This is a genomic window from Tranquillimonas alkanivorans (assembly GCF_900115595.1).
Classification (GTDB): domain Bacteria; phylum Pseudomonadota; class Alphaproteobacteria; order Rhodobacterales; family Rhodobacteraceae; genus Tranquillimonas; species Tranquillimonas alkanivorans.
Genome location: NZ_FOXA01000006.1, coordinates 81,120 through 96,149 on the forward strand (window position 1 = coordinate 81,120; position 15,030 = coordinate 96,149).

General features: G+C 67.1%; 14 protein-coding genes. 1 reads left to right on the plus strand and 13 read right to left on the minus strand.

Annotated features, from left to right (window positions below; translation table 11 throughout):
• Positions 1 to 162 precede the first annotated feature (162 nt).
• The 10 genes from BM162_RS09295 to BM162_RS09340 form a co-directional block, all read right to left on the minus strand.
• Complete coding sequence (locus tag BM162_RS09295; protein WP_093420816.1) at positions 163 to 1,554, minus strand: 3'-5' exonuclease; 1,392 nt, start codon at positions 1,552 to 1,554, stop codon at positions 163 to 165.
• A 1-nt stretch (position 1,555) separates the two neighbouring features.
• On the minus strand, positions 1,556 to 2,077 hold the full coding sequence (locus BM162_RS09300; protein WP_093420820.1) for a hypothetical protein: 522 nt from the start codon (positions 2,075 to 2,077) through the stop codon (positions 1,556 to 1,558).
• A gap of 36 nt (positions 2,078 to 2,113) precedes the next feature.
• Positions 2,114 to 3,940: a putative nucleotidyltransferase substrate binding domain-containing protein gene (locus BM162_RS09305; protein ID WP_093420823.1), complete on the minus strand. Its 1,827-nt coding sequence runs from the start codon at positions 3,938 to 3,940 to the stop codon at positions 2,114 to 2,116.
• 95 nt (positions 3,941 to 4,035) lie between these two features.
• Entirely contained in the window at positions 4,036 to 5,820 is a 1,785-nt protein-coding gene (locus BM162_RS09310) for a sodium:solute symporter family protein (RefSeq protein ID WP_093420825.1), read from the minus strand.
• A gap of 5 nt (positions 5,821 to 5,825) precedes the next feature.
• On the minus strand, positions 5,826 to 6,113 hold the full coding sequence (locus BM162_RS09315; RefSeq protein WP_093420828.1) for a DUF4212 domain-containing protein: 288 nt from the start codon (positions 6,111 to 6,113) through the stop codon (positions 5,826 to 5,828).
• Positions 6,114 to 6,186: 73 nt separating this feature from the next.
• A complete protein-coding gene (locus BM162_RS09320) occupies positions 6,187 to 6,876 on the minus strand; it encodes an adenylate kinase (protein ID WP_093420830.1) in 690 nt (229 codons plus the stop codon).
• 818 nt (positions 6,877 to 7,694) lie between these two features.
• On the minus strand, positions 7,695 to 9,290 hold the full coding sequence (locus BM162_RS09325) for a gamma-glutamyltransferase family protein (RefSeq protein WP_093420833.1): 1,596 nt from the start codon (positions 9,288 to 9,290) through the stop codon (positions 7,695 to 7,697).
• Complete coding sequence (locus BM162_RS09330) at positions 9,287 to 10,795, minus strand: tripartite tricarboxylate transporter permease (protein ID WP_245759219.1); 1,509 nt, start codon at positions 10,793 to 10,795, stop codon at positions 9,287 to 9,289. The genes BM162_RS09325 and BM162_RS09330 overlap by 4 nt, the downstream gene beginning before the upstream one ends.
• A gap of 9 nt (positions 10,796 to 10,804) precedes the next feature.
• The gene (locus BM162_RS09335; RefSeq protein WP_093420838.1) at positions 10,805 to 11,314 is read right to left on the minus strand and encodes a tripartite tricarboxylate transporter TctB family protein; all 510 of its coding nucleotides are present in this window, start codon (positions 11,312 to 11,314) and stop codon (positions 10,805 to 10,807) included.
• Complete coding sequence (locus tag BM162_RS09340) at positions 11,311 to 12,264, minus strand: Bug family tripartite tricarboxylate transporter substrate binding protein (RefSeq protein ID WP_093420840.1); 954 nt, start codon at positions 12,262 to 12,264, stop codon at positions 11,311 to 11,313. The genes BM162_RS09335 and BM162_RS09340 overlap by 4 nt, the downstream gene beginning before the upstream one ends.
• Positions 12,265 to 12,379: 115 nt before the next feature.
• Between BM162_RS09340 and BM162_RS09345 the strand changes: the two genes are divergently transcribed.
• Positions 12,380 to 13,282: a LysR family transcriptional regulator gene (locus BM162_RS09345; RefSeq protein WP_093420843.1), complete on the plus strand. Its 903-nt coding sequence runs from the start codon at positions 12,380 to 12,382 to the stop codon at positions 13,280 to 13,282.
• Positions 13,283 to 13,559: 277 nt separating this feature from the next.
• Here the strand turns inward: BM162_RS09345 and BM162_RS23470 are convergent, their stop codons facing one another.
• The 3 genes from BM162_RS23470 to BM162_RS09355 form a co-directional block, all read right to left on the minus strand.
• Positions 13,560 to 13,682, minus strand: a complete 123-nt coding sequence (locus BM162_RS23470) for a hypothetical protein (protein WP_281243779.1) — start codon at positions 13,680 to 13,682, stop codon at positions 13,560 to 13,562.
• 30 nt (positions 13,683 to 13,712) lie between these two features.
• Positions 13,713 to 14,459 (minus strand): SDR family oxidoreductase, encoded by a 747-nt coding sequence (locus BM162_RS09350; protein WP_093420846.1) that lies wholly within the window; start codon positions 14,457 to 14,459, stop codon positions 13,713 to 13,715.
• Between the two features lie 76 nt (positions 14,460 to 14,535).
• Positions 14,536 to 14,889: a cyclophilin-like fold protein gene (locus BM162_RS09355; RefSeq protein ID WP_093420848.1), complete on the minus strand. Its 354-nt coding sequence runs from the start codon at positions 14,887 to 14,889 to the stop codon at positions 14,536 to 14,538.
• Positions 14,890 to 15,030: the final 141 nt, after the last annotated feature.

The window sequence follows — 15,030 nt, forward strand, 5'->3', positions numbered from 1 at the left end:
CCGGGCAGAAAGGCCCGCCTTGGCCGGTCAGGCTCGTCCCGGCAATCAGCGTCTTTCCAAGCATGCGCGGCCCCATGACCCTCGTCCAAGGGCGACCGACAGGCGCTGCGCCTGGACCGGACGCGGCATTCTTCCGGCGTCGGTGCGCCGTGCCGACCAATGTTACCCCTCCCCCACCAGCGCTTCCACGATGCGCTCGTGGCGGGTCATCTCGTCGATCAGGGCGCCGAGCGTGTTCAGGCCGCGCCCGTCGCAGACGGCGAGCAGGCGGATCAGGACCTGGGCGGTGGCGCGGGCGTCGCCGAGCGCGGTGTGGCGCTCCGCCTCGGGCAGCGTGACGCCAAGCCGCTCGGCGAGGGCGTCGAGCGTGTGCGCTTCGTGGCCGCCGAAGACGGCGGCCGAGATCAGCACCGTGTCGAGGACGGGCGGCTCGGGCGCCGCACCGGCGCGGCGCAGCATGGCCATGTCGAACGGCGCATTGTGGGCCACGGGGACCGAGCCGTCGGCGAAACGGCGGAAGGCCTGCGCCGCCTCTGCCGGGCCGGGAGAACCTGAGACCGCGGCGTCGGTGATGCCGTGCACGCGGGACGACGCAGCCGGGATCTGGCGGCCGGGGTCGACCAGCGTCTCGAAGACCTCGCCCGGCACGATGCGGCCGCCGAGGACGCGGACGGCGCCGATCTGCACGATGGCGTCCGTGTCCGGGTCGAGGCCCGTCGTCTCGGTATCGAACACCACGAAGCTGAGGTCGCGCAGCGGCGTGTCTCTTGAGGCGGCGCCGTCGCGCCCCTCCAGCAGGGCGAAGTCGTAGGTGAGGGGGCGTTCGGCCTCGGGCGCGAGCGGCTCGAGCATCAGCATGTAACCCGCCGCCTCGCCCATCAGGCGGATGTGTCCGGTGCAGACGCGGCCCGACACCGTCTCGGCCACGAGCGGCGCGCGGCGAAGCCCCTCGCGCCGCAGATCGGCAAGCGTGGACTCGATGGGGCCGGGCCGCAGATACTCGAAGATCGAGGCGTTGAGCCTGACCGGCCCCTCCTGCCCCAGCAGGTCGGCCGACTGCCCGTCGTAGAGCACGAGCTTATGGGTGGGCCCCACGATGCTGACGGCGACGGGCGTTCCGGTCAGGACGGCGGCCAGGCGGTCCTTCTCGGCGGCAAGCTCCGCGGTCCGCTCGGCCAGCGTCTCGGCCGCGTCGAAGGTCGAGCGGCCGAGCCTGTCGGCCACGGCGGCGGCGGCGGGGGCGAGGTCGTCCAGCCAATGCGCGTTTCCGAGATCGACAGGCGTGTCTGCTCCGCCGTGGGCGCGAGCGCGAAGCTGCGCGGCGAGGCGGATGACCGGCTTGGCCACGTTCTCGTCGAAGAGCAGCCAGATCGCCACGAGAACGCCGAGCAGGCCAAGGCCCGCCACCACCCCGGCGGTGATGAACGGCGAAACGTCGGCCGACGCGGCCTGGCGATAGCCGAGGAACAAACCCGCGGCGAGCGCGGCCAAGCCGCCGGCGGCGGCGAGGGCGAAGAAGAACGCGACGCGCTGGCGAAGACCCGGCCGCCGCATGTCAGACCCCCGTGCAGGCGGCGGCAAGCAGCGGGTCGTCGGCGGGCGCCTGCATCCAGCCGGCACCCTCGATATGGCCGTCGGGGGCGATGCCCGCGCCCTCGACCAGCGGCGCGCGGCGGTTTCGGGTGCAGTCGAACGCGACCGGGACCTGCCGCAGCGGTGCCCAGCGGCCGAAGAAGTAGAGGTTCGCGATGCGCTCGCCGGGCCGGTCGGGGTTGGTTTGCACGCTGGTCCGGTCGAGCGCGACGAAGCGATCGGTATAGGGTGCGAGGTAGGTCCAGGGGCGATAGATCGCCCGCTCCTCGACGGTGTCGGCTATGACGAGTCCCTCGGGCAGCGCGGCGACGGTGCGGCTGTACCACGTGTATTCCAGACTGATCGTGGCGGCGATCATTGCCAGCCCCGCCACGGCCGGCATCAGCCAGCGCGGCAGGCGCCCGCCCGTGGCGCGGTTCGCGGCGAAGACCACGAGCGCACCGCTGGCGCCCGCAAAGATCACGCCGAGAAGTTCCAGGAACATCCTCTTTCCTCCCCTGCCCGCGCCTCCCCGCGCGGGCTATCGCAGCATGCCCCGCCCCTGCATCAGCGCGGCCTGCATGGTCTTCACGACCACGAAGGCGTCGCGCAGGTGCGAGCGTTCGAAATCCGACAGTTCTGTCGGCTCCATGAAGTTGTCGGGCTTTTCGCCGCGCCGGATCTGGCGGGCCTGATGCTCGATCCGTGTCTGGGCGATGACGTCATAGGCATCGAGCAGGTCGCGCGCCCCGTGAATGCTGATCACGCCCGCCTCGCCCGCCGCCTGAAGCCGGGCGCGGGTGTTCACCGGTGTCAGGCGGCCCTGAAGCGCGTACATCCGGGAGAGGTCCACGACCGGGACGACCCCGTTCATCTTGAGGTCGATGTGATTGCGATGCTCGCCCGAGCGCAGGGTGGCGAAGCTGCGCAGCAGGCCCAGGGGCGGGACGTGCCCTACCGCGTTCGAGGCCATGTGCGCCGTGAAGATCGAGTTCCCGCTCGCCGCCTGCAACGTCTCCTCCTGCAGCGGCACGAAAAGGCGCTCGTCGCCGGCGATCACCCGCAGGTCGAACATGACCGAGGCGAGCATTTGAGCCTCTTTCGACGGACGGGCGATCCATCCGCGGAAGTAGTCGGCCCAGGCCGCTGCGCGCTGTCGCCAGCGCGGGTTCGTCGCCATCATCTCGCCCGGGCAAAAGACGTAGCCGCCGGCGTCCAACCCGTGCGAGACGAAGCGCGCAAGGCCCGTGAACCACTCCATGTCATCGTCCGTGGCGGCATCCGAGACGATCAGCGCGTTGTCCTGGTCCGAGATGCCCGTCTGCTCCTGCCGGCCCTGGCTGCCGCAGGCGACCCAGGCGAAGGGAGCGGGTGCGGTGCCGTGCGCCTTCTCGTACAGGCGGATCAGGCGCCGCGTCGCGCCGTCGGCCATGTCGGTGATCAGCCGGGTGACGACCTCGTGCCGATTTCCGGCGGCGGTGAGCTGGACCAGCAACTCGGGGATTTGCGCCGTGACCCGCGCCAGCTCGTCGGACGACCCGGCGCGCGCCATGTCGCCCATGAGGCCCGCGGAGGTCGAGGCCAGGAAACGGGTCAGGTCGGTCTGCGTGACCATCCCCACCAGCCGCCCGCCATCCACGATCGGCAGGTGGCCCAGGTTGCGCTCCATCATTCGGTGCAGCACGTCCGAGCCGATGGCGACCGAGGGCAGCGTGATTGGGTCTTCGGTCATTATACGCATGACGGGGATGTCGGGCGGCAGGGCCTCGGCCAGCGCCTTGTTCACCATGTCGCGCAGCGTGAGGATGCCGCGCAGGTCGCCCTCCTCGGTCACGCAGAGAGACGATATGCGACGCTCGCGCATCAGGCGCGCGGCCTCGATGAGCGTCGTGTCGGGGGAACATGTCACCGGGTCGGTCGCCATCAGGTCGGCGACGCGGGTCGAGGTCAGTTCCTCGGCTCGGGTGCGCGGCCGGTGGCCCAGCGGATTCGTGCGGTCGAAGAAGCGGCGGACGGGCGCGTGGTCGCGCATCAGGTCCGCGAAGAGGTCGGGCGGAAGGAGCAGCAGCTCGGTCGGCTCTTCGGCGCGGGCCGTGACGAGGGCGATGCCGTCGCGTAGCAGAGCGCGCTCGCCGAAACTGTTGCCGGGCCCAAGACGCGAGACGACGTCGCCGCGCGCGTCGGTGGTTGTAACGGCACCCGAGCGGATGACGAAAAGACCGGGCTGCGGCGCGCCGACCTCGGAAAGCGTCTCGCCGGCGGAGGCCTCGACCGGCCGGGCCCCGGCGGAGATCCGGGCGCGGACCCCGTCGGACAGCCGGTCCCAAGGGGGCTGGCGCACGAGGAAGGCGTCGACGGTCTGGGGCATCGGGGGCTCCGGAGAAGATCGTCCCGCGCCCATGGTGAGCGCGGGACGTGGAGGTCGCAAGGGGCGGCGCGGGAGGTGCCCCGCCCCGTGCGGGATCAGTGCGCCGCGGTCGCGGCCGCCGAGCCGCGCGGGATGCGCACGCTCTCGACGAGGTCCTGGATTTCCTGCGGCGGTTCCTGCGTCGACCGGCTGACCAGGATCGCGGTGGCGAAGTTGAGCGCCGCGCCCACCGCGCCGAACGAGGTCGACTTGATGGTGAAGAGCAGCGGATCCGCGTCGTCGAACGAGTTGGTGCCGGGGATGAAGAACCAGCCCTTGTGCAGGAAGATGTAGATCACCGTAACGATCAGGCCCACGAGCATCCCCGCCACGGCGCCGGTGTTGTTCACCCGCTTCGAGAAGATGCCCATCATCAGCGCCGGGAAGATCGACGCGGCGGCCAGGCCGAAGGCAAGCGCCACGGTCTGCGCCGCGAAGCCCGGCGGGTTGATGCCCAGGTAGGTGGCCACGGCGATGGCCGCCGCCATTGCGATCCGGGCGGTCAGCAGCTCGCCCTTCTCCGAGATGGAGGGCGCGATGCGGCCCTTCACCAGGTCGTGGCTGACGGCCGAGGAGATAGCGAGCAGAAGACCGGCGGCCGTAGAGAGCGCGGCGGCCAGACCGCCGGCGGCCACGAGGCCGATCACCCAGCCCGGCAGGTTGGCGATCTCCGGGTTGGCGAGAACGAGGATGTCGTTGTTGAAGTTCGTCAGTTCGTTCCCTTCCCAGCCCGCGGCTGCGGCGCGCTCCTGCATCGCGGGGGCGTTGTCGTTGTAATACTGGATCCGGCCGTCGTTGTTCTTGTCTTCCCAGCCCAGAAGGCCGGTCTGCTGCCACGTTGCCATCCAGTCGTACTCGGGGTCCTCTGCGATCGTCTCGACCGCAACCGCTTCGCCATCCGTGCCGTTGGGCCAGAACTGCTCGGTGATGTTGAGCCGCGCCATCGCACCCACGGCAGGAGCCGTTAGGTAAAGCAGCGCGATGAAGACCAGCGCCCAGCCAGCGGACCAGCGCGCGTCCGACACCTTCGGCACGGTGAAGAACCGCATGATGACGTGCGGCAGCCCGGCGGTACCGATCATCAGGCTGAGCGTGAACAGCGCCATGTTGAACGTGTCGCCGTGATGCTCGGTATAGGCGTTGAAGCCGAGGTCGGTGACGATCTGGTTGAGCTTCTCCAGCAGCGGCACGCCGGAGGCGGTATCACTGAACAAACCCAGCGCCGGGACCGGGTTGCCGGTCAGTTGCAACGAGATGAAGATGGCCGGGATCGTGTAGGCCGAGATCAGCACGCAGTACTGCGCGACCTGCGTGTAGGTAACTCCCTTCATGCCGCCGAAGACGGCGTAGGCGAAGACAACGACCGCGCCGATCAGCAGACCGGTGGTGTTGTCGACCTCGAGGAAGCGACCGAAGGCCACGCCGACGCCGGTCATCTGGCCAATGACGTAGGTGATCGAGGCGACAAGCAGGCTGACGACGGCCACGAGCCGCGCGGTCGGCGAATAGAAACGGTCACCGATGAACTCGGGGACGGTGAACTTGCCGAACTTGCGCAGGTACGGCGCGAGCAGAAGCGCGAGCAGCACGTAGCCGCCGGTCCAGCCCATCAGGTAGGTCGAGTTGTCGTAGCCGGTGAAGGCGATCAGGCCGGCCATCGAGATGAACGAGGCCGCCGACATCCAGTCGGCCGCGGTGGCCATGCCGTTGGTGACCGGGTGGATGCCCCGGCCCGCGGCATAGAATTCCGAGGTCGAGCCCGCGCGGGCCCAGACGGCGATCCCGATATAGAGCGCGAAAGACGCGCCCACGAAGATCAGGTTGAGGGTGAACTGATCCATGGCGCTTACTCCTCGTCGACGCCGTATTGACGGTCGAGCTTGTTCATCCGCCAGGCGTAGAAAAAGATCAGCGCGAGGAAGACCAGGATCGACCCCTGCTGGGCGAACCAGAAGCCCAGATCGGTGCCGCCGACCTCGATCCACGACAGCAGCGGCCGCAGGAAGATGCCGAAGCCGAAGGACACGAGAGCCCAGATGACAAGACAGATGGTGATGATCCGCACGTTCGCGGACCAGTAGACCGTGTCCTCCTTCGACACGGCCTGGGACGGTTCTGTGGTATGATCCGACATCGCGGACTCCTCCCATCGGTTAGTGGTTCGCGGCGGCCCTCGTTTGTCCTCCGGCCGCCGGCCCGGGTCTCGCTCAGGCTTTCTCGTGCTGGCGGACGATGTCCGACAGGGCCTGAGCGATATCTTTGATCGCGCCCATCGCCGGCACGCTCATCAGCGTGCCCCGGGCGCGGTAATACTCGATCAGCGGCGCGGTCTCGGCGTGATAGGCCGCAAGCCGCGAGGCCACGGTTTCGGCCCTGTCGTCGGCGCGGCGCCTGAACTCGGTTCCGCCGCAGGCGTCGCAGGTGCCATCGACCGCCGGACGCTTGAAGATGTCGTGCCACCCTTCGCCGCAAGAGACGCAGGTGTAGCGGCCCGAGATCCGCTCCACCATCGCGGCGTCGTCGACTTCGAGGCTGACGACGGCCGAAACGGACTGGCCCCGGCGCGCCAGCAACTCGTCGAGCGCGGCGGCCTGCGCCGTGGTGCGGGGGAAGCCGTCGAGAATGACTCCCGCCGCCACGTCCGGCTTGTCGAGCCGGTCGTCGAGGATGGCGATGACGATCTCGTCCGAGACCAGCTCTCCCGCCTCCATCACAGCCTTTGCCGTGCGCCCGGCCTTGGTCCCCTCGGCCACGGCGGCGCGTAACAGGTCGCCGGTGGACAGCTGGACCAGTCCGAAGCTCTCCTGCAGCTTGCGCGCCTGGGTGCCCTTGCCGGCCCCCGGCGGTCCGAGAAGAATGAAGGCCGGGGCCTGCTGTGCGTAACCTCTGCCGTCCATCGGCGTCACTCCCCATTCATTAGGTTGTCGATCGGCACGCCGCCCACTGCCATGTCCGCAGGCCGCGAGGCGTCGCCGTGGCTCCGTTTGTCGTACTTGGAGATCCCGGGCAGGTTTCGGCGCATGATCTGCCGGCTGCGAAATCCCACGAGGCCAGCAACGCCGTCGCGATAATTCCGCGCCGGAGTCTCGGCATCGGGGTGGTTGCGCCCCCGACGTTCTGCGGCGGTGGAGAGACGGCGTTTTCGAACTTCGCTTCGCTGTTCATGGTGAACCTCCTCCTCCAGGATCCGGGGTGCGGCGGCTCTCCTCCGAAGCTGTCCGACACCGGCAGCACGACCCGGCGGACCGCGCTTCCCTGCGAGAAAGTGATACGTAAAATACGGGCAAAAAGATACGTAACCCCCCTACCCAGCTGCCCTTTTCTGTAAAAGCATTTTCGAAGTCTGCGCCGGCGCTGTAAATTTCCGCGACAACTTTGCCGAAGGGCATTGAAAGGAAACGCATTCGGCTGCGCCCGACGCGCGCACCGCTTGTGTAACCACAGGACGTGCCGCCGGGTGTTAGCGCAAGCGCGTGGCGCGACTGCGTCGACTTGTCCTCGATTGGCGGGGCTCCGGAAGCGGCGGCGCAGCCGGCGTTGCGGTCGGCGCAGGCTTCTGCCCGTCGAACGAGCCCGGCCGCGCCTGCTTCGTTACTCTCGAGGCGACGCTCTGATCCTTACACACCTGTCTCGCCGGCAGCCCTATGGCTTGCCGGCGGACGCGAAGCCTCAGCTCCGCAGCGGCAGGCGCGTGATCCTGAACCAGCCGCAGCGGTCAGAAGCCCACCGCGAGCCCGTCCTTTCTGGGATCGGAGCCCGCCATGTAGCCGCCGCCGGGGAGGCGGCGCACAAGCTGCGCGCCGCCGAAGCCGAAGGCGCTGTCGGGAGCTTCCACCGTTATGCGATGGCCGAGATCGCAGAGCGCTTCACGGGTGGCGTGCGGCAGCGCCTCTTCGCAGGCGACTTTGCGCCCTTCGACGAAGCGCCAGCGTGGCGCGTCCGCTGCCGTCTGGACATCCTGATCCCAGAGCTGCGTGCGAAGGACCATTTGCACGTGTCCCTGCGCCTGCATGGGGCCGCCCATCACGCCGAAGCTCATCTCCGGCTGTCCGTGCTTCATCAGAAACCCCGGAATGATGGTGTGGAATGGGCGTTTGCGCGGTCCGACCTCATTCGGATGACCGGGCTGCAGTGCGAAACCGGCTCCCCGGTTCTGCAAGCTGATGCCGGTGCCGGGGACGACGACACCCGAGCCGAAGCCCGCGTAATTCGACTGGATGAAGGAGACCATCATTCCCGAGGCGTCGGCGACGGTGAGATAGACCGTACCCCCGGCCTTCGGCGCGCCAGGTCCCGGCTCCTGCGCGTGATGCGAAGAGATTTGAGAGGCGCGTCGCTTGAGGTAATCCGGGTTCAGCAGATCCTCGACGGAGGCCTGGGTCATATGGCGCTGATCCGCAACGTAAGCGTGCAGGTCCGCGAAGGCGAGCTTGATCGCCTCGATCTGCAGATGCAACGCCAGCGCGTCATCCGGCCCGTGGTCGCGTATGGGCGTATGCTCTAGCATGCCGAGCGCCATGAGCGCGGCGATCCCCTGCCCGTTCGGCGGGATCTCGTGCAGGTCGTTCCCGTCGAAGCCGCTCGAGATCGTGCCGCACCACTCGGGCTCATGGGCGGCCAGATCGTCGAGCGTCAGAGCGGCCCCGTGCGACGCCGCGTGCGCAATCATCTTCTCGGCCAGTTCGCCTTCGTAGAACGACCTTCCACCGGTTTCGGCAATTGCCCGCAGACTGCGGCCCTGTGCAGGATTGCTAAACCTTTCGCCGGCGCGCGGGGCGCGGCCGCCGGGCAGGAAAGCCTCGGCGAAGCCGGGCTGGTCGCCGAGCTTCTCGGCGCCGCGTTGCCACAGCGCGGCGATGACGGGCGACACGACGAACCCTTCTTCGGCATATCGAGCCGCTGGGGCGAGCAGGGCTGACAGATCGAGCGTCCCGAAGCGTTCGGACAGGGCGCGCCAGGCACTGACGGCCCCGGGCACGGTGACACTGTCCCATCCGGCGGCCGGCATGGCCGCGCGGCCTGCGAAGCGCTCGGGCGTCCAGGCCGCCGGCGAGGCGCCGGAGGCGTTGAGCCCGTGCAGGCGCTCACCGTCCCACAGGATGCAGAAAGCGTCGGATCCAAGCCCGTTACCAGTCGGCTCCACTACCGTCAGAACCGCCGCCGCGGCAATCGCGGCGTCTACCGCGTTGCCGCCACGCGACAACACCGAAAGCCCCGCCTGCGCCGCAAGCGGCTGCGACGTCGCGACGACATTGTCCGCCAGAACCGGCGACCGCCGCGAAGCATACAGCGCATCATGGCGAAAGGTCATGGGGTCTTCTCCTTCTGTGCTTGTCGTTGTGTTCTCCCCTTCAGATGGCTGCGGACCGCCCAGGCCACGGAGGCCAGCCCTGCGATCAGGAAAAGGAGGCTGACCGGACGGGTCAGGAAGAGCGTCCAGTCGGCGTCGGTCATCAGCGCGCGGCGCAAGTTCGTCTCGGCGATCGGGCCCAGGATCACGCCCAGCACCAGCGGCGCGAGAGGATAGTCGAGTGCCCGCAGCGCGTAACCCAGAAGGCCCACCGCACCGAGGAGGTAGAGGTCTGTGACGCGATTGTTCAGAGCAAAGGCCCCGACCACGCAGCACACCAGCACCACCGGCACCATGGCCCACTTCGGCACCTCCGCCACGCGCAGGAACGCACGCATCGACACGATGCAAACGACGAGCATCATGCAACTCGCCACCGCCATCGCGACGAACATGCCGTACACGAGGTCGGCGTTGTCCATGATGAGGCGCGGGCCGACCGAGATGCCATGCACCATGAGCGATGCCATCAGGATGGCATCCACCGCCGAGCCCGGGATGCCGAGCGCGATCAAAGGGATAAGGCCGCCGCCGGCCGTCGCGGAGTTGCCGGACTCGGATGCCACAACGCCATCCGCGATGCCCTTGCCAAACTCGTCGGGCGTCTTCGACGCGCGCTTGGCCTGATCATAGGCCACGAGGTTGGCGATCGAACCCCCGGCGCCGGGAAGCGCCCCGATGAGGACGCCGACGATGGAAGAGCGGATCAGGTTCACTGGCCGCATCACGACCTCGCGCATCACCTGCCACGTCTTGAAATCGATCTCTCCCTGAACGAGCTTTTCGCCCTTCTGGATTGCCCTCGCATCCTCAACCTCGGACGCGAGCTGCGAGATTGCGAAGATACCGATGAGCACCACCAGGAAGGGCAGGCCTGCGGCTAGAACTTCGAGCCCGAAATCGAATCGCGGGCGGCCCAGGATCGGATCGGTGCCGACAGTGGACATCGCCAGGCCGATGAGTGCGGCAATCAGGCCACGCTGAAGCGAATTGCCCACGAGGCTCGCCACGATGCTCAGCGCGAAGACAATGAGCGAGAAATACTCCCATGGGCCCAGGCGCACGGCGAAGATCGCCAGCGGCGGCGCGGCCACGATCAAGACCAGGGTGGAGATGATCGTGCCGAAGAAGGACGCCCAGACGCCGATGGAAAGCGCGCGGCCGGGCTCGCCGTTGCGGGACATCGGAAAGGCATCGAACGTCGTCGCCACCGCCGAAGGCGTGCCGGGGATGCCCAGCAGCGCGGCGGATATAAGGCCGCCGGTGTAGCCACCGACATAGACCGAGAGCATCACCGATATGCCCTGCAACGGCTCCATGGCGAACGTCAGCGGCAGGGTCAGCACGATGGCCATGGTGACGGTGAAGCCGGGGATCGCCGCCGCGATGATGCCGGCGATCGACCCGATCAGCATGTAAAGGAGCGTGGGAGCCGAAAGCACCTCGGCCGCTCCCTGAAGGAACATCTCCATGTGTCAGGAACCCCGGGGAAGGAAGACGTTGAAGACCTCGGCGAAGAGCCAGTTCAGTCCGAGCGAGAAGACGATCGCGAGAAACAGCACGATGATTGCCGCCGTTTTCGTCTTGGGAGCGAACCAGAGCTGCAGCACCGCGAGGAAGACGAAGGTGGCAGCCGGGTAACCGACGATCGGAAGTGCGGAGAGGTAGAGGCCGAGGCAGAGGAACAGCACGAACACCAGACGCCGTGCCTTCGCCCAATCGCCGAAATCCGACGCGAAACGGGCATAGGCGTGCCGCGGCAACTGTCGCAACGACCCGATGATGGCGCTCAGCAGAAGAAGGATGAGGACGCCGTGGACGAGCATGGGGAAGGCCCCCGCGCCCAGCACCTCGAAGCGCGAGGTCGGGATGGTGGAAGCCTCCCAGAAAAGCCCGACCGAGACGGCAAGAAGTACGGCGTAGGAAAGAAGCCGGGCGATTTCGCCCGACTCCGTTTTCCGATCTGCCTGTCCGTCGTGGCTCACGGCGCGAGCACCGCGGCCAGACGGTCGACCGTTTCGGACAGGTTCTGCAGGTACTCGGTGTACTCCTCCTGCCCCCGGAATTGCACTTCGGCGCCTGCGTTGTTGACCTGCTCGACGAAGGCTTCGTCCTCGGACAACTGACGCAGTGCCTCTTCAAGGGTGGCCTGCGCCTCGTCGGGGGACCCCTTGGGCATCACGATTCCGCGCGTGACCGCCAGGTCCAGGTCGGTCCCGAGTTCCTTGAAGGTTGGCACGTCGGGAGCTTGCGCGAGACGCTCCGGCGCCCCGGTGGCGAGGAAGGTCAGATCGCCGTTCTCGACGAACTGGCCTGCAGAGGACACGTCCCCGATGGCCACGTCGAGGTTGCCGCCCACCAGAGCGCGGATGCGTTCGCCCGTGCCTTCGTATCCCACGTACTTCAGCTCAAGGTCATAGGCATCCTCGATCATCGCAGCATGCAGATGCGGCACCCCGCCCAGCGTGACGCCGATGGTCACCTCGCCCGGGTTTTCCCGCGCGTATTCCACGAACTCGTCCATCGTTGAATAGGGTTGGTCAGCATTCGTCACGAGGAACTGGGGAGACGCCGTCATCAGCGCGACCGGCTCGAAATCCTGCCATGTCAGATCTGTCAGTCCGGTGATGGACGCCGTCAGCAGGCCCTCGTGGATCTGCGCGGCGGTGTAGCCGTCTGCGTCCCGCCGCGATGCTTCCTTCAATCCAACCGTGCCGCCGACGCCCGGCATGTTGATGATCGGCATCTCAACCCCCAGGTACTCCGGGATGTTGTTCGAGACGATCCGCATCAGCGTGTCGCTTCCTCCGCCCGGCGACCAAGGCACGATGAATTCCACCGGACGTTCGGGATAGTCCTGCGCCAGGACAGGCTGCGCTGCTGCCGTTGCGACCGCGAGTCCGAGGCCCGCGGCTATGGTCTTGACGAAGGTCATGCGTAGCTCCCTTTGGATGATCTTTTTTCTGTGCATCCAGGCTTAGAACCGAAGCTTCCCTGCAGAAAGCGAATAGTCCTTGCGGTTTGATTAAGGAATTCTTAACAAATGTCCCATGGACCTCCGTCAGCTCAAGACGTTGATCGCTGTGGCAGACACTCGCAGCTTCGCGGCATCGGCAGAAATCGTGAACCTCACGCCGTCTGCGGTTAGTCAGCAAATTCAAGCCCTTGAAGCGGAACTGGGCGTGGTGCTGTTCGACAGAACGCGGCGGCCGCCGCTGCTGAATGCCAAGGGCGAAGAGGTCGTGCGGGCAGCCCGCCAGGTCGTTCAGATCATGACGGAGGCGCGCCAGACCGTTTCAGGCGGCAGCACCGGCGGAGTGCTCAAGATCGGGTCGATCCGCACACTTTCGAGGCGCTTGGTGCCTGCCGCTTTTGCCGCGGTCCGGCACGTACACCCCGACCTGTCGTTTCACCTGACCGTCGGCATGTCCGAAGCGATCCTCTCGGACGTTGCAGCCGGGCGGCTGGACGCGGCCGTGGTTGCAGAACATGTCGAACTGCCGGCAGGGCTTTCGTGGCACCTTCTGCTGGCCGAGCCTCTTCTGCTCATAGCCCCGAAGGAATGGGAGTCGGAACCGCCGGAGACGCTGCTCACGCGGCTGCCGTTCATACGCTACGAGACGAAAGTGCCACTTGCTCGGCAGATCGACGTGGAACTGGCACGCCTCGGCATCGAGCCTCGGGAGGTAGCAGTCGTGAACACGATGCCGTCGGTCATCGGGTGCGTGCTTGCGGGGCTCGGTGCCTCGGTCGTGCCCAAGAGCGCGATACCCGAAGAAGCATCCTATGCCATCATCACGCGCCCTTTCGCGAACGGACCGATCATTCGAAGGATCGGGCTTGTCCAGCGGCAGGTGTCGTCCCGCTCGGTGGTTCTGAGCGAGGTACGCCGGGCCTTGGCGGATCAGGCGCACAGTATGGGTCTGGACGTCCCCGCGGCGGCACAGCTCTGACGGCCCGGCGACAATATAAGGCGCGCCGGCGCTGCTGCATGTCGCATCATCAGTGTTGGAAGAGAATACCTTGAACCCTCATAGAGCATCGCATGAAGCCGGTGGGGTCCGCCGGGAGCAGCCGCCGATTCCCGTTGGAAGATCGAACGGCCGCAGAGCGCGAGGCCGTCATTCTCGATCGCAGGCGACTTGCCCGACGGGGACGCGGCCGTTCAGCCGATCGCGCCCGCACGGCCGCGGCAGTGCGGCTGCCGCCGCGGCGCCAGCGGGAGATCCGTCAGTCCATCAGGTAGATGGACTTGGCGTCGACGAACCCTTTCATGGCGAAGCCGCCGTGCTCGCGGCCGTAGCCCGAGTTCGAAAAATAACGCCTGCCGCGTCCTTGCGGCAGGCGGTGCATCTACAGGACGACTCTTCGGTCTATTCTTCCTCAGACGGGCTGGACGGTTGGGCGGAACAGAATCTCGTTGACGTCCACGTTCTCGGGCTGCGAGACGGCGAAGGCGACCATGTCGGCCATGGTGCTGGCGGGCACCGCGATGTCCTTGACGAAGCCGCGCACCTGGTCGCCCAGCTCGGGCTCGGAGATGTGGCTCGTCAGCTCGGTGTCCACCGCGCCGGGCGAGATCACCGTGACGCGCACGTTGTAATCCTTCACCTCCTGGCGCAGGCCCTCCGAGATGGCGCGGACGGCGAACTTCGTGCCGCAATAGACCGCGCCCGTGGCGACGGCCTTGTGCCCGTAGACCGACGAGACGTTGATGACATGGCCGGATTTCTGCTCCTTGAAGACCGGCAGGGCCGCGGCGATGCCATAGAGCGTGCCCTTCACGTTGACGTCGACCATCTGGTCCCACTCGTCGATCTTCAGGCTCTCCATCGGCGAGAGCGGCATGAGGCCCGCGTTGTTGAAGATCACGTCGACGCGGCCGAACGCCTCTTTCGCGGTATCGACCAGTTTCTGGACATCCTCGCACTTGGTGACGTCGGTCGCGACGGCCACGGCCTCACCGCCTGCGTCCTTGATGTCGGACACGATGGCCTCCAGCCGCTCAACGCGGCGGGCGCCAAGCGCGACTTTCGCGCCCTTGGCGGCGAGGTCACGGGCGGTCGCCTCGCCCATGCCGCTCGAGGCGCCGGTGATGACAATAACTTTGCCGGTGATGTTATCGGTCATGGTTTTCTCCTTGGATGTTGAGCGCAGGGCAGTGCGGCCCGAGTGACCGCCCGCGCCTGTGCGTCAAGATTGATTTTCAGTCGGCCGCTTCGATGCGAACCGGAATGTCGCCGTCCCGGACCAGCGCGTCGATCGGTCCGTCGAATGCGCCGAGCCGGACCAACCCGCGAGAGGTCTGGAACGGCTTGTAGAAGATCGCGAGGTTGCCCCACGGCGCGTAGAGCGTGATGTCGCCCGCCGCCGGCGCGTAGCTGTCCGGCGCCCCCGTCGTATCGAGTTCTCGCGGCAGGCCCGCGACCTTCTCGATCCCGTGGTAGTCGGTCAGCGTCAGCTCGAGCGGCAGCAGCGCGGCGAAATCCCGCCCCGCTGGCGTGTCGTTGAGCGTGGCGAAAAGTACCTCGTCCCCGACGGATACCAGGATCTGCGTCATGACGGTCTCCCGTGGTTCCGCCGCGGCCGGAGCTGCGGCGAGAGTTAACGCGAAGGCCAGAGCCGAACGTGCGTCGGGCGAGCCCGGCATCCTTTGTCTCGTCGTCGCGATCATGCCGGTGATTTAACCGCTGCCCCGCAG